Annotated in this window: 13 protein-coding genes; 5 read left to right on the top strand and 8 right to left on the bottom strand. The window is 53.3% G+C overall.

What is annotated here, in order from left to right:
* Positions 1 to 293: 293 nt before the first annotated feature.
* Entirely contained in the window at positions 294 to 1,466 is a 1,173-nt protein-coding gene (locus tag ACR0FG_RS02050; protein WP_480889566.1) for a diaminopropionate ammonia-lyase, read from the bottom strand.
* A gap of 10 nt (positions 1,467 to 1,476) precedes the next feature.
* Positions 1,477 to 2,619: an amidohydrolase gene (locus ACR0FG_RS02055; RefSeq protein WP_480889568.1), complete on the bottom strand. Its 1,143-nt coding sequence runs from the start codon at positions 2,617 to 2,619 to the stop codon at positions 1,477 to 1,479.
* Positions 2,620 to 2,718: 99 nt separating this feature from the next.
* Between ACR0FG_RS02055 and ACR0FG_RS02060 the strand changes: the two genes are divergently transcribed.
* The 4 genes from ACR0FG_RS02060 (at position 2,719) to ACR0FG_RS02075 (ending at position 6,054) form a co-directional block, all read left to right on the top strand.
* Entirely contained in the window at positions 2,719 to 3,180 is a 462-nt protein-coding gene (locus tag ACR0FG_RS02060) for an Lrp/AsnC family transcriptional regulator (protein WP_480889570.1), read from the top strand.
* Between the two features lie 240 nt (positions 3,181 to 3,420).
* On the top strand, positions 3,421 to 4,353 hold the full coding sequence (locus ACR0FG_RS02065) for a Gfo/Idh/MocA family oxidoreductase (protein WP_480889573.1): 933 nt from the start codon (positions 3,421 to 3,423) through the stop codon (positions 4,351 to 4,353).
* A complete protein-coding gene (locus ACR0FG_RS02070) occupies positions 4,350 to 4,925 on the top strand; it encodes an acyltransferase (RefSeq protein ID WP_480889575.1) in 576 nt (191 codons plus the stop codon). Before ACR0FG_RS02065 ends, ACR0FG_RS02070 begins: the two co-directional genes overlap by 4 nt.
* Before the next feature lie 4 nt (positions 4,926 to 4,929).
* Positions 4,930 to 6,054: a DegT/DnrJ/EryC1/StrS family aminotransferase gene (locus ACR0FG_RS02075; protein WP_480889577.1), complete on the top strand. Its 1,125-nt coding sequence runs from the start codon at positions 4,930 to 4,932 to the stop codon at positions 6,052 to 6,054.
* 98 nt (positions 6,055 to 6,152) lie between these two features.
* On the opposite strand, the gene ACR0FG_RS02080 is transcribed toward ACR0FG_RS02075, so the two are convergent.
* The 4 genes from ACR0FG_RS02080 to ACR0FG_RS02095 form a co-directional block, all read right to left on the bottom strand.
* Entirely contained in the window at positions 6,153 to 7,379 is a 1,227-nt protein-coding gene (locus ACR0FG_RS02080) for a glycosyltransferase family 2 protein (RefSeq protein ID WP_480889580.1), read from the bottom strand.
* Between the two features lie 164 nt (positions 7,380 to 7,543).
* The gene (locus tag ACR0FG_RS02085) at positions 7,544 to 9,106 is read right to left on the bottom strand and encodes a hypothetical protein (protein WP_480889583.1); all 1,563 of its coding nucleotides are present in this window, start codon (positions 9,104 to 9,106) and stop codon (positions 7,544 to 7,546) included.
* A gap of 169 nt (positions 9,107 to 9,275) precedes the next feature.
* Entirely contained in the window at positions 9,276 to 10,037 is a 762-nt protein-coding gene (locus tag ACR0FG_RS02090; protein WP_480889586.1) for a formyltransferase family protein, read from the bottom strand.
* Positions 10,030 to 10,917 (bottom strand): hypothetical protein, encoded by an 888-nt coding sequence (locus tag ACR0FG_RS02095; protein WP_480889588.1) that lies wholly within the window; start codon positions 10,915 to 10,917, stop codon positions 10,030 to 10,032. Before ACR0FG_RS02095 ends, ACR0FG_RS02090 begins: the two co-directional genes overlap by 8 nt.
* 348 nt (positions 10,918 to 11,265) lie before the next feature.
* Here ACR0FG_RS02095 and ACR0FG_RS02100 point away from each other — a divergent pair, with 348 nt between their 5' ends.
* Positions 11,266 to 11,994 (top strand): polysaccharide deacetylase WbmS family protein, encoded by a 729-nt coding sequence (locus ACR0FG_RS02100; RefSeq protein WP_480889591.1) that lies wholly within the window; start codon positions 11,266 to 11,268, stop codon positions 11,992 to 11,994.
* A 32-nt stretch (positions 11,995 to 12,026) separates the two neighbouring features.
* Here the strand turns inward: ACR0FG_RS02100 and asnB are convergent, their stop codons facing one another.
* On the bottom strand, positions 12,027 to 13,910 hold the full coding sequence (gene asnB, locus ACR0FG_RS02105; RefSeq protein WP_480889593.1) for an asparagine synthase (glutamine-hydrolyzing): 1,884 nt from the start codon (positions 13,908 to 13,910) through the stop codon (positions 12,027 to 12,029).
* A gap of 28 nt (positions 13,911 to 13,938) precedes the next feature.
* Positions 13,939 to 15,084, bottom strand: coding sequence for a DegT/DnrJ/EryC1/StrS family aminotransferase (locus ACR0FG_RS02110; RefSeq protein ID WP_480889595.1), 1,146 nt, complete (start codon positions 15,082 to 15,084; stop codon positions 13,939 to 13,941).
* Between the last annotated feature and the right edge of the window lie 18 nt (positions 15,085 to 15,102).

Raw genomic sequence — 15,102 nt, forward strand, 5'->3', positions numbered from 1 at the left:
CCCTTCAGGATCAGCAACCGAAGCCGCATACATCTCGTCGTACTTCGCCGCATCAACATGCGCACGCGCAACAGTCTCCTCAGAGGGGGGATACGTCTGCGACCCGGATTCTGAAGCTATGCTCATCTACTATCTCCTCTTCATAGATGGACGCGACGGATCGGTTCACGATCATCGGCGATGCTAAAACAATATCGCTCTGAAAAAACCCGCATCTGAATGCAGATGCAAGCCATTAGATTGCCGCGTTGCCTGTGGATTTGACCTCGAACCGGGTTGTAACGAAGCCCTTTTTAAGCGTCGCTCATGATCTGCCTGAATATCTCGACATCAGTCACACCCTCTGAACCAATCAGCAGAACATCCGCATCGGGATTGAGGCCGAGTTTCGCGCGCATTTCATCGACCCCTGCGGCTTCGATCAGCGCAGCCAGTCCGGCGACACCGCTTTCACCTGCTTCGATCACCGGATCATTGCCCTGAGGACGTGCCAGGCGGCGCATCGTAGCCGGCACAAGATCATCGGAAATCAATATAAAATCAGAGACTTCGCTGGCCAACACCTCCCAGGCCAGGGGTGAGGGTTCGCCGCAGGACAGACCTGCCATGATGGTTTCCTCGTGGATCGCCACCCTTGTGGCCTGCCCCTGTCGGGCGCTTTCGAACAGGCAAGGCGCAAGATCCGGTTCCACCACCACGATGCGCGGAGACACGTCACCCCAGCGCTGGCGCAGACGTGCGGCCACACCCGCGGCCAGACCGCCGACCCCGCCCTGAAGAAAGACATGGGTTGGGGCCGTATCTAGCGATGCGACGACCTCATCCGCCATCACGCCATAACCTGCCATTACATCGCGCGGCGGCTGCGAATAACCGGGCCACGAGGTATCAGAAACAACAAACCACCCATTTGCTTCGGCCTCGTCGCGGCACAGCGCAACGGACGCGTCATAATCGCCATCGATACGCACGACCTCGGCCCCCAGATCACGCATTGCCTGCGCCCGACCTTCGCTGACTTCGGCATGGATATAGATGCGGCAAGGCGCGCCGAAACGTTGGCACCCCCAGGCCAGCGAGCGGCCATGGTTGCCGTCGGTTGCTGAAACCAGCGTGATCCCGGCAACCTCGTCCGGGTATTTCCCGTTGCGAATATCTGCAAGAGAAACTTCGTGCCTCAGTTGACGCGAAACCTCGCGTTGCAGAACACGCAATCCAGCATAGGACCCGCCTAAAGCCTTGAAACTGCCCAATCCGAACCGGGGGCCTTCGTGCTTGTAGTGAACAGCGCCCAAATTCAACTCGGCTGCCATTGCGGGCAACGTGTACAAGGGCGTTGCCGCATAGCCCGACCATTGGGTGATCTCGGCTGATGCGCTGGAAAAGTCCTCGGGCGTAATAACCGCCAGCGCGGCATCGCCGAAGGATGGATTGCCGGGCTGATAAGCGATGTTCTGTGTCGTCATCTGATCTGTCCTACTGTTTCAGGGGCAGACGCTGGCGCACCAGCTCGGCCCAGAATTCGGCCCCGATGGGCAACAATGCGTCGTTGAAGTCGTAGTCTGGCGAGTGCAGCGGGCGTCCGTTGCTGCCCTCGGTGCCGTTCCCGATCAACAGGAAAGCGCCCGGAACCTGCGCCGCGAATTTTGCGAAATCCTCGGAAAAGGACATCGCGGAACGATCTCCTATCGCTTCAAGGTTCAGCGATCTGGCAGCTTGGACAACGTTGCGGGCCGCATCGGCATCATTGATAGTTTCGATAAATTCGGTCCGAAAGTTTACCGCGATTTCAACGCCATGCGCTGCCGCCATGCCAGCCGAAATCTGGCGCATATGCGCCTCGATCTGGTCGCGAAACTCTGGCGCGGATGCACGGGCGTCGCCTTTCAACAGGGTGTATCCCGGCAGCACATTGCGCTGACCATCGGTGATGAACTCTGTCACCGAAACCACAGAGCCCGACGATGGCGGCAGCTTACGCGCCACAATGGTCTGCAGCGCCAGCACCAACTCGGCACCGATCGACAGGGTTTCGCGCCCCACATGGGGCATTGACGCATGACCCCCGCGACCGATGATTTCGATCTCGAAAATGCTTTCGCTGGAACAGATCACGCCTGCACGGGTCGACACACGCCCCACCGGTTCACCGGGCAGGTTATGCGCGCCGTAAACCTCATCAATCGGAAAGCGTTCCAACACACCTTCATCAATCATCGCCTGCGCGCCAAGCCCATGTTCCTCGTTGGGCTGGAAAAGAAAAACGACGGTTCCGTCGAAATCGAGGGACTGCGACAACAACTCTGCCGCACCTAACAACATTGTCGTATGGCCATCATGGCCGCAGGCGTGCATGATATCGTCATGTTCTGAACGGTAGACAAACTCATTCATCTCGGTGATGGGCAACGCGTCGAAATCGGCGCGTAGACCTATCGCGCGATTGCCGTCCCCGGATTTCAGAACACCCACAATCCCCGACCCTTCATGGGTTTCGATGCCGAGCTGACGTAATTGCCCGGCAATCCGGGCCTTGGTCCGATGTTCCTGAAACCCAAGCTCGGGGTGCCTGTGAAAGTCGTGGCGCAGTGCACGCAAACGTTCGGCGAAACGGGTCAAGACAGCGCTCCTCCTTGATCATTGAGTCAGGGAAAGAATATTGCAAACTTTTGGAATAATCTGCTATATTTTTGGCAAGTTTATGCAAGAATTTTTCACATGACGGATCTGGACAACTTTGACCGCGCCATTCTGCGTATCCTGCAGAAAGACAACCGCACGCCGCAGCAAAAGATCGGCGAAGCGGTCAATCTTTCCGCCCCTTCGGTGCAACGTCGCATCCGGCGGATGGAAGCCGAAGGCGTGATCGCCGCCAACGTGGCGCAAATCAACCCGCAGGCAGTCGGCCTACCCCTGACCATCTTTGTCAGCGTTGAACTGGCCAGCGAAACGCCCGCAGAAATCGACGCGATCAAAACCGCTTTTAGCAACGCGCCCGAAGTGCAGCAGTGTTTTTACGTAACCGGCGACATCGATTTCGTACTCATCGTGGTCACCGAGAGCATGTCAGCCTACGAAGACTTCACCCGTCGGATGTTCTTTGCGAATGGCAATATCCGCAAATTCCGGACGTTTGTATCGATGGATGCGATCAAGACCGGAAATGCATTGAGTATCTAGGGTCACCCCGGTAAGTCGCAATCCCAGATAATCTGAACTATTGGAAACGAGCAGCGCCAGCACTATCGGTCGCCGAGACAAATCAAATGAAACCACATGTTCTGGATCTACCCACAGCAGCCGTTGTCAAAGTTCAGGATACAACTTGCTGCGCATGCTGAGGTGGTTGTCTAAGGTAAGTCCTTTGTGTAGTCACCAGAGCGACGGCCACGCAGTCGTAACAATAATGACGGGTTTCGAATGAAGAACTACGCTCTTATCGGTGCCGCGGGATACATTGCGCCACGACACCTCAAGGCAATCAAAGAAACCGGTGGCAATCTGGTGATGGCCTACGACCTGACGGATAGCGTCGGTATCATGGACAGTTTCTATCCCGATGCCGCGTTCTACACCGAGTTCGAGTTGTTTCAGGACGCTTTGTATCGGCATAAGAACGTGGATTATGTCGTAGTATGCTCACCCAATTACCTGCATATGGCCCACATAAATGCAGCCTTGCGCGCAGGCTGTGATGTGATCTGCGAAAAGCCGCTTGTGCTTGAACCGGATGATATCGACCTGATAAAATCAACCGAGCAAGAGACAGGCCGAAAAGTCTATTCGATCCTGCAGTTGCGATTGCATCCGGCGATCATTGCTGTGAAGGAACGGGTGGGCCGTGCTCCAGCGGGTACAATTCATGACGTCGACATCGGATATTTTACGTCTCGAGGCTCTTGGTATCACAGTTCGTGGAAAGGTATTGATGACAAGTCAGGCGGCATCGCGACGAATATCGGCGTGCATTTCTTTGACATGCTGTCGCATATCTTCGGCAATCTCGAACACAACACGGTTCATCATCTGACCGACACCAGCGCAGCCGGGTATCTGGAATATCAACGCGCGCGTGTTCGCTGGATTCTTTCTATCGACCGATCCAATCTACCACCACAAACGCCAGATGGCTTGCTCACCTATCGGTCGATTACAGTAGATGGGAAAGAAATCGAGTTTTCCCAAGGCTTTACTGATCTGCACACCCAGAGTTACCAGAATATTCTGGCTGGCAGCGGATACGGAACAGAACTTGTACGACCTTCAATCGAAGTGGTCAGTCATGTTCGAACCGCGCCAATTCAACCCGACATTGGCTCGCAACACCCACTTTTGGCTGGAATCTCTGAATGAGCGTGCATCCAGACGCCTTTGTGCATGAAAGCGCCTATGTTGATACGCCATCCACTATTGGTCAGGGGACCAAACTCTGGCATTTCGTCCACGTTCTTGGGCACACACTAATCGGACAGAATTGTTCGTTGGGCCAGAATGTCGTGGCCGGTCCTTATGTTACCATCGGTGACGGTTGCAAGATACAGAACAATGTTTCGATCTACAAAGGCGTGACGCTGGAGGATGACGTTTTTTGCGGTCCCTCCTGTGTTTTTACCAACGTGCTCACCCCCCGCGCACATGTCGAGCGCAAGGATGAATTCCGGGAGACTTTGGTAAAACGCGGTGCGACGATCGGAGCCAATGCAACAATCGTTTGCGGCAACACGCTTGGAGCCTATTCAATGGTCGCCGCTGGTGCGGTCGTTACCAAGGACGTAGAGGACTATGCGCTGGTGGCCGGTATCCCGGCGCGGCAAATCGGCTGGGTGTCACGCGCAGGAGAGCGGCTTGACGAAAGGCTGATCTGCCCGCGAACGAATGAGCGCTACGTCGAAAAAGATGGACGTCTGGCTCTGATATCGGAGTAACCGCATGGATTTCATTGACCTTGGGGCGCAACAGGCGCGGATAAAGGACAAGCTCGACGCCCGCATTCAGACTGTTCTGAGCCATGGGAAGTACATTCTTGGACCCGAAGTAGCACAGCTGGAAGCCGGGCTCGCTGCATTCTGCGGTGCCAGACACGCCATCACCTGCGCCAATGGAACGGATGCTCTGCAGCTGGCGTTGATGGCGCTGGGTATCGGGCCCGGAGACGCAGTGTTCGTTCCGTCATTCTCGTTCGCCGCCACTGCCGAAGTCGTGCCTCTTGTGGGCGCGACCCCTGTGTTTGTCGATGCAGATCCGGAGTCCTTTAATATGAACCCGAACAGTCTTAAACGTAGCATCGCACACATTGTTCGAAGTGGTGATCTATCCCCCAAGGCAATCATAGCCGTCGACCTATTCGGACTGCCTGCGGACTATGACAGCCTTCGAACGATTGCACATGCAAATGACATGGCACTCATCGGAGACAGCGCGCAAGGATTCGGCGGGAATTATCGAGGGGCCACAACTGGTAGTCTGGCTGATATTACCACAACATCTTTTTTCCCGGCCAAACCGCTGGGCTGTTATGGTGATGGGGGCGCGATATTTACCGACGACGACAACCTTGCAAACCTTCTTGTGTCCCTCAGATTCCACGGTAAGGGTGACTACAAATACGACAATGTCCGGATCGGATTGAATTCGCGTCTAGACACGATCCAGGCTGCAGTTCTGCTGGAAAAACTTGCGATTTACGGCTCTGAAATTGAAGAGAGGCAGCGCGTGGCTGAGCGGTATTCAACGGCCCTTCGGGATGTAATCGGCACGCCCGTTATCAGCAATGAAAGCCGCTCGATCTGGGCTCAATACACGGTGAAAACCCCGGCGGGCAAAAACCGCGCGGACATCCAGGCTGCGATGAACAAGGCCGGGGTACCTACTCAGGTCTACTACCCCAAGCCCTTGCATGTTCAGGGTGCTTACAACCGCTATCCAATCGATCCGGTTGGTCTAAAGGCATCCGAAGCTCTTTCAAACGAAGTTTTCTCTTTGCCGATGCACCCCTATCTTACCGCAGATGAACAAGACACCGTCATCAGAACCCTAAAGGCTGCTTTGAAATAGGTCGCCCGAGCGGCCCTCATAGAAGTACTTTGCGCAGCAGAGGCTTGGTCTTGATTGCGACACGAAGAAGGCCGGACTATCAGCCAGCGTAGTGCATATTACGGGTTCAGTCCAAAGTATTCGGAAAACTCTTTTTTCAACTGATCAATGCTGCTTTGTGGGACTTCCATGGATTTCGGCGCATCAAATTCGCGCCCACTGTTGCTAAATGGCCGATATAGCGTTTCTCCCGGATGCGCTTCGTGCCATTCGCGCCAGCTGTCTCGATATTTTATTCTTATGGGCGACAAGCCGGTGTCATAGGCGATGCCAGAAACGGAATTGTTGGTCAGGCTTCCCTCGCGGTTCAGACAGAACATCGTACAGCAGCGGTCTTCTGCGATCATGTCCGGGAACGCAGATTCGATCCGGCACAAAAACTCGCTATCCGCTCCAAATCTAACGCAATCCCAGTACCCCACTTTCTCAAACACATCTCGCTTCAGCATGAGTGAGACCATTGCGCGGCGCAAAACCCCGTCGAAACTATAAGCGGCCATGCGTGAGGGAAAATTGAAGCGACCCATCTCGTCCAGACGGATCATATGGCCAAATGAGCCGATGAAGTCGGGGTTTGCCGTAATGGCGCGGACTTGCCGTTCTAGCCGGTCCGGAAGGGCAATGTCATCCGCATCGTGACCGGTAATATAGGCCCCCGCAGCCTTGGCCAACGCGAGGTTTTTCGAGACATATGGGCCAACATTTACCGGATTATGAAAAACCGACAAGCGCGAGTCGCATTGTTCAAGGTCGGTCAAAATCTCAGCAGTACCATCAGAACTTTTATCATTCACAACAATAAGTTCGAGGTTATGCCAGCTTTGTTTCAGTATCGACTGAACCGCGCTTTCTATGGTCTCCTGCGCATTGTGAGCGGGCATTATGACCGAAATCTTAGGCATTTCCCATTCAACTGAAGGCAGTTCTTCAAAGCCAATTCGGAAAAACCTCGGCTCTTGCCCCCTGGAAAGCACGATCTTGGAGCGACTGTGCCCTTTCAGCCAGACACTCATATTTTTGATCCAGGTCTGGTCATCCTGCGCAACGATAGACTTAAACAATTCCTGCGTACCCGGCGAGAGGTACAGCCTGTTGCGCTTGAGAAACGACAGTGCTTCCTTGATGCCCCTCGTCAACAGAATTTCATACGCCTCGAGAACGCTGACACGAAGTTCTTTCTTACGTTCTCTGGACAAAAACATATGCCTTGGGTTGCGCATCAAATTCATGAAGCGACTCCAACGCGAGCGCGGCACGGGCCTGCTTTTGTCGTTTTTCTGATCCATATTCACTTTAGCGATCCGATCCGCGAATCAAATTTTCTGCAGAGAGGCATATTCAAAGTCTGACTTCTTTAGCCCTAAAGAACACAGGAACTTAAGCGAAAAAACACCTCGTGGACCAACAACCGGCTGTCAGTGACTGTTGCCGCGCGATATGCCCGAAGTTCTTAGATTTTGAACAAGATAAATTCATCATTCTCATATTCCATGATGCTGCTGTCCAAGCCATAGTCAGCAACGATCTTTGCCGTTCTTTTTGCATTGGCCTTTTGCACAAGCACCCGGTTAATACCGTAACGTTCTTTGAACAAAGTCAGGTTTTCAACCGGCATGTTGAAGTCCTCCTGCTTGGTCTCAGATTGCATCGCCGCGAACCCATTATCAGACCCCATGAACACCTGATAGAGTTTGACGTGCTTCAATCTATAGAGGACGAAGCTCCAGAAAAATGCGTGTTTTGTCGGGATTGTCAGGATACTAACCATCTCTGGCTTTAGGTCGCGCAGATAGACATAGACTTCTCTCACCGGTGGCGTAACCAGCGACTTCATCGTCGATTGCTTATAGATTTGACGATTGCGAAAGCGGAACACCATAACGGCGAACGTGAGGTGTAGCGCCAGCATCGCAGGCAGCGCAATACCCGGCAATGCGCCCTGTTGAACCAGAAGAACATAAAGCAACGCCTGAAACGGTGCGGAATATTCCATATATCGCTCTGCTTCTCCGACAAAAGAAAACACGCGGATAGAGATTAAGGCAAACGTGATCAAACCAGCCCAAAACACGGTTTGGGCATAGGCTGTGAAAGTGTCGTTGATGACCAAGCCCCCCGTCACTTGAAAGTACAGGATCACAGGTGCCATCGGTACCGTGTATAAAAAGATCGTCGGTGTTAGCCGCGTGAGAATTACCTGCATAAAACGTGCACGACTTGCGTTCCACATTTCCGGCAGAGCTTTGACATCGCTCCAGCGATTGCGAATTCCCGGTAACGTGCCAACGTTGCGATTTCGGAAGTACCAAACCCAATGCTGGAATTTGTGCACTAAGACCTGGCGTGCGCCCACGGGCAAAACATAAAGTACAGCGATTGATGCGAAAACGCTGAGCGCAGGGACCGGATCTGTGGTGAGAACTGAAATCACTACCGCGAAGGCGATAGCTGCCTGTAAGCCAAACGAGGAACTGTAGATGATGATCAGCATCGTAAGCAGCGTCACCGCAAAAAAAGCAGGAATGTTGCTGGAGCCAATCATGTACCATGCGATCAGCATGACAAATATCTGAAGCATACCAAATGTGCGTGCATTGCCCACTCCACCCAGTCTCGCGGGCACTGCAAATAATACGGGCGTTGTGCTGAACAGCATAGACGCCCAGAAGGCTACGGAACCCGTTCCCACATCACCGGGGACATAGTGACTGACCAGAAGATAAAACAGAGCAACCGTGAACACGTCGTAAAACAACACGGCCCAGGTACCGACCTGCAGCCAGCGCTCTTCAGGAAACCGGCTGACGATATAGTGTTGAAGCTTGGGATACCCAAAAATTGTCTTCAGAACAGCCTTATCGTAATTATTGTTCAGCCATCTGTGTTTCTGCTGACTCTTGACCATATAGAGATGAGCCATCGTATCATTGCTGAGGCTGGTTTGACTGGTCGTTACGAATTGCAGTCGAAACACCCAGGAAAAAACAACGATAACAGCGAGCTCAAGCAACACTCTTTAACATCCTTCTGCGAAGCGGCATTTGATCCGGGATCAATATGTGTGTTGGCGAGAATGCGCAACATTCACGCCCGGGTTAATTTCGCGACAATGATCGAAGATGAATCAGACAGTCTCCCGCATCTGCATTGAAAAGTAGTAACTGGTCTGCAGATCAGAGGCGCTAGATCGCTTCTTCGGAAGCAATCGAAATATCGACCGTACCGTCACGGCAGGGATACCTAAGCACCTCCTCGTTGACGCGTACCGGCAATTGGCCTTCGGAAGGCGTTGGTTGGCTGGATATGACATGATCAAGGTGGTATCGAATTCTGCCGATCTCAACAAAGGCCCCCTTGGTATAGGGTGGTCGATGGGCACGGACAAAATCCCTGATCGAACATCTATCCCATACGCCGGAAATTTCCATGTCTGACAAGGTTCTACGCGGGAACCGTGTAGCTAGGTGTTCTACTTGCGGATAGGAGCTTATGGCCCCTTTCCACACTCTGCAGAGCACATCGGGCAGCCAAGCACACAAAGTAGTGTCAGCGTTGGCAAACACAGTGTTTATGTCATCTTCGGGTCCAACAGCTATTTCGCATTGCTCGTAAACGGGGCCCCCGTCTACCTCATCAGTTACTTCATGCAGCGAATATCCAACCTTGTCCTCACCGTGGATAAGCGCCCAGGTAAACGCATGAAGCCCACGATATCTGGGTAGCAGCGAGTTATGAACATTCAAAACCAGTTGTTGCTTAGCAACAAATTCGCGGCGCAGTAGTCTGGACCATGAAACCAATACTATCCGGCTGTCATGGCGGGATAAAAGATCGGTTTCGTCATGCACAATTCTTTCAACAGCTTCGCAGCCTTCAAGAGCATGCATCAATGCGGAATCCGGAGCCATTTCAGTCGCCAGAATAAACCGTTTCGTTTCAGTCATTTTCGGTCAAATCCAGTTGATAGGTGTTTCTCAGAAAAGGCGTCGCCGCGAAATTCTCTTTGTGTCTGGCCAACCCGGCGTTGATTTGTCTGCCCCGGTCAGAAACCGTTCCCATGTCGACAAACCGAAATCCACCACTGAAAGCACTCTCGATACGTGACACAAGAAGATGGTCTACAGCCGCATGTTTTTTTCCGATTTCATCCTGATCCCAGGCAATCAAAATAACAGTCTCACCGATACGGGCCTCCAATATGGCTGCGCAAATATTTCTATCAGGCGCAAATGATGCAAAACACCCAAACGCCTCACCAAAAAGTTCGAACTGTTTGCACAGCAGATCGCTTTGAAAACCAAAAGCATAGTTCTTTGCAGCTTTGAACTCTGACAGTTTTTCGTAGCACAACCGAGGGTCGATACTCATGACCACAAGACCGGCACGCTCAGCTTTCTTCGCATTCCGTCGAACGGTTGATTTCGGCTCCCAGCCAGTCTGTGGAATAATGTGCGTGATTTCGCCAGTGGAGCACGCACCGGTGCATTCAAAAACAGTTCGCAGAGCCGCTGCAAATTCTGGGGAATAGAATACATCGGGCGCAAGGCGCAGCGTCAGCGACCGTGCATCGCGGTGCCGATCCCGCAAGGCTGATTTAAGTTCTTCGAGCGCATCAATCAGCGGCAGTAATCGCGGGCGATGAGCAAGGTCAGAACAGAAAGTAAGGCCACCAAAACTGGCACCAGGCCCAGAAAAAATGCAGTCACCAGACAGGGTATAGTTCAGCCGCAACTTTGGCGTTTGCAGCGAATATGCCCCTGGAAAAATATGAGCGTACTCGACCTCGTCAAAGACACCGTGAAATGACCGCCAGCCTTGTGTCATTGTCAGTTTACTCCCGCGTAAGCCTTGCGACATGCCTGCGTCGGCACCTCGAATACACCTTATCGTCTTGGAAAGCGCTACGCGCTGCTTGTGATTTGAAAGAAACCAAGCCGATTAACTCTCAAACGCCTTCAGACACTACTCAATACGTAGAGGCGAAACAAAAATCGACCCAAAATTCGACACCGTTCAAAATACCAATCGAGGCATGAAATACGCAGGTAATCCCAGCAACTGAGCTACCACCGCTTAGCGTGGCGCAAGCACTTAGACGCTCATGGTTTTGACAGCCCGGTCCGGGTATTCTAGGAAATCGCAACCAGGCACTTTCTTAGGCTCACTCAGGTCATGACCAACAAGACTATCTTCGTTACCGGCGACACCGATTGGTGTTCCGAGACCTGCCTGACCGTGTTCCTGGACTTTTGCACCAATCGTAATGTTAAGCCGCTGCTGTTTGCCACCCATGAAAGCGCGGTTCTGCGCCGCGCTGCCGAAGATGGGCGCGTCAGCATAGGTCTACATCCAAACTTCCTGCCCGGCTCAACACACGGTCAAACGCCGACGGAAGTGCTGGACCACCTTCGCAAACTCTATCCTGACGCGCGGTCTGTGCGGTCACATTCTTTCTTCGGTAACTCACAAGTGGATGCGATGTTCGCCAAGGCTGGATTGCGATACGACAGCAATAGCCTGATGGTGGGTGAAACCGGCCTACGCCCATTTCGCCACTGGAATGGTTTGGTGCGTGCGCCGGTTTTCTGGGAAGACGATATCCATTGGGCACAGACCGAATACGGGCCCCATCGAGCGCTTGATACTTATGCCTTTGACAGCGGCGGGCTAAAGATCATCAACGTTCACCCTTTCAACTTCGCGTTTAACGTCGGCGACGCCCGAAACTATGCCCAAGTAAAAAAATTCACTGCTAGCGCAGATATTCACACAATCCGCACATGTCGAAACACCGACGTTGGCACAGCTGACTGGACTAGCTGGGTTCTGGAGACGCATGCCGACCGAGTGATGCGCAATCAGTCACTTGAAGATGCCCTGGATTCTGGCTGGTGCCCATAACGGCGTCACACGCTTAATCTGACACGCCAGCTTCAGCCAACGCGCTGATGTAGGAACTGGCCACACCATTCATTCAGATAGAGCAGAGACCAAACCAGAAGGCGGCGATTGGTTTGACCCGACAGGTGCTCTTGGATCAAGGCCGTCGTTTCTTTGTAGTCCATGAAATCGTAGATTGCCGAATTACTTTTTAGCAGCGTGTCACGAACATAATCGATACTTTCCCCTCGAAACCAGCTAGCATCCGGAGCGGAAAAGCCCTGTTTTACAGCGGCAGTGACTTTTCCGGGTAGAAAGCTCTGCATTGCCTCGCGAAGGATCAGTTTGCCGTCTTTGGTTCTCGAAAAATATTTGGACATATCTGCGCCTGGCAAATTCTCGTCCAGATCGACTACCTTTTTAAGGTTCCCCAATTTCATTCCAACCGGTATGCGCATGGCAAAATCGACAAGATCATTATCCAGAAACGGCAGACGTGTTTCCATGGAATGCGCCATCGACAGCTTGTCTTCTACGGTCAATAGCCCGTGCAGAAACGTCTTGGCTTCGAAATATAGTGAGTGGTTCACGTAATCTTCGGGACTTTGCAGCCGTTCGGCCGGGTGCTTGAATACATCTGCAAACAAATCACGCGTTTGAATATCGCTGACGTCGTTCCAGACCGGGGCCAGAACCTTAGGTATGACCGCGTTGCGAACCAGTCGCTGCCAGAAGCCATAATATTTATCAACGTAACTCTCGAAGCTCGAATTCGTCACAGCGCGGTAATAACGCCACGGATATCCGCCAAACAGCTCGTCCCCACCGGCACCCGCAAGCATGACCTTGACGAATTTACTGCCAAGGCGCGAGGCGTAGTAGTTGGGGTAGCTTTGACCAACACGCGGTTCTTCCAGATGCCAGACGACCTGCTTCATCGACCGTTCCATGTCGCCTGCCTTAAGCACCATCTCATAATGTTCGGTGCCGCACAGATAGGATATGTATTCGGCCCTGCTCCGCTCGTCGAAAGCCAGTTCCAAACCGGACGCCGAGTTCAGGTCAAAACCAACGGTAAAGGATTTCAGCGATGGGAAGGTCCGCGTTGCCACAGCGGTTATCGAGCCACTGTCGATTCCACCAGACAGATATGAGCCGACTTCGACGTCGCCAACAAGCTGCCGGTTCACAGCCTGATCGAACAGATGCGATAGTTCTGCCTTGTAGTCCTCGCGGCTGATACCTTCGGATGGCTCGGTGAAATCGTAGTCCCAATAGGTATGCGTTTTGCGGGTTCCATCCGCATTGATGCGCATCCATTGGCCTGCAGGCAAGATTTCAACACCTTTGAACAGGGTTTCCTCATTCAGGAAATTCTGGAAGGTCAGGTATTGCAGCAGTGCCCGCGGGTCCATTTGTGCGGTAAGCACTGGATGCGTCAGCAACGCCTTGATCTCGGAGCCGAACAAAAGGCACCCGTTTGCTTGGCTTAAATAGAGCGGTTTGATCCCATACCGGTCACGCGCAAGAAAGAGCGTTTTTTCTTGGCTATCCCAAAAGGCAAAGGCAAACATACCGTTAAAGCGTTCGACGCAATCAATGCCCCAGATTGCGAAGGCTTTCAGGACCACTTCACTGTCGGTTTCGGATTTGAACTTGCAACCCAGCGCTTCCAATTCGGTGCGCAGCTCGCGAAAGTTGTAGACTTCGCCATTGTAAGTCAGCGCATAGCGGCCATCTTCCGTGACCATGGGCTGACGACCGGCATCTGACAGATCGATGATCGACAGGCGGCGATGCGCAAGTGCAACCGGCCCATCCGCATATTCACCTGACGCATCGGGTCCGCGATGGCGCAACGCATCCGCCATCGCACGGGCAAGGTGCAGGTCCGCCGGAGCGCCGCCAATATTCAGAAAACCAGCTATACCGCACATCGGAATCCCTGCCCTTATTCAATCGCGATCAGAGCGCTTTGAGCGCGGTGATCACGCGGTCATAGTCATCCTTGGACATATGGTTTCCAAGTGGCAACGCCATCGAATGCGCATCTGCCCATGCGGCCTGCGGGAAATCCTCGGTCTTGAGGCCATAATGGTCTCGATAGTATCCAAGCATATGGACAGCATGCGTCCCAGGCCGGGTCGAGATGCCCAGCTCCTGCAGGTAAAGCATTATGTCATTGCGCGCACGCGGGGCGGCATCCGGATCAACCATCGTCACGAACGCCTGCCACGCGTGCCGTCCACCCGAAGGTTCAAGGGGCAGCGACAACCAGTTCAGACCAGACAGATGTTCGCGGTAATAGGCAGCCCATTGCGCGCGTTCGGTTATAAATCCGTCAAGCTTGTCGATCTGCACAACACCTACTGCACCCTGCAAATCCGTCATGCGATAGTTGAAACCAAGCGCATCGAAATCCGGCAATATGTATGGGGCAGGACCATGGTGGCGCTGCTCCTCTGATACCGAAGCGCCATGATTGCGCAGAATCTGACATCGCTCGGCCAGCGCATCATCATGCGTGGTGAGCATTCCGCCTTCACCGGTGGTTATCGTCTTGCGCGGATGAAAGCTGAACGCCGCCGCATCACCTAGGCCACCGGCCATACGCCCTTTGTATTCGCCGCCTGCAGCACAAGCCGCATCTTCAAGGATACGGACGTGATCCGGCAACGCCGCACGCAACGCATCCATGTCGGCACAAAGTCCGAACAGGTGAACGGCGATAACCGCCTTTGTTCGCTCTGTAACCAGCGCGCTGACATCTTCAACCTTGATATTGAAGGTTGTCGTGTCGATGTCACAAAATACCGGCGTTGCGCCGCAATAAAGAACCACGTTGGCGGTCGCGACCCATGTAAAAGCGGGCACGATGACTTCGTCACCGGGCCCCACGCCCATACCAACAAGCGCAAGATGCAAAGCGGTCGTGCAGGATGTCGTGGCCAGCGCAAGTGGGACATCGTGCATGGCCGCAAACTTGCGCTCAAACTCGGCAACGCGAGGTCCTTGCGTCAGCCAGCCGCTTTCAATCGGCCCTCTCAGCGCTTCCCACTCTTCTTCGCCAAGACACGGCTTTGCGATATCGATCCGCTCAGATGCGCTCATCCTGCTTTCCTTTGTGAC

Source organism: Ruegeria sp. E1, from assembly GCF_056534225.1.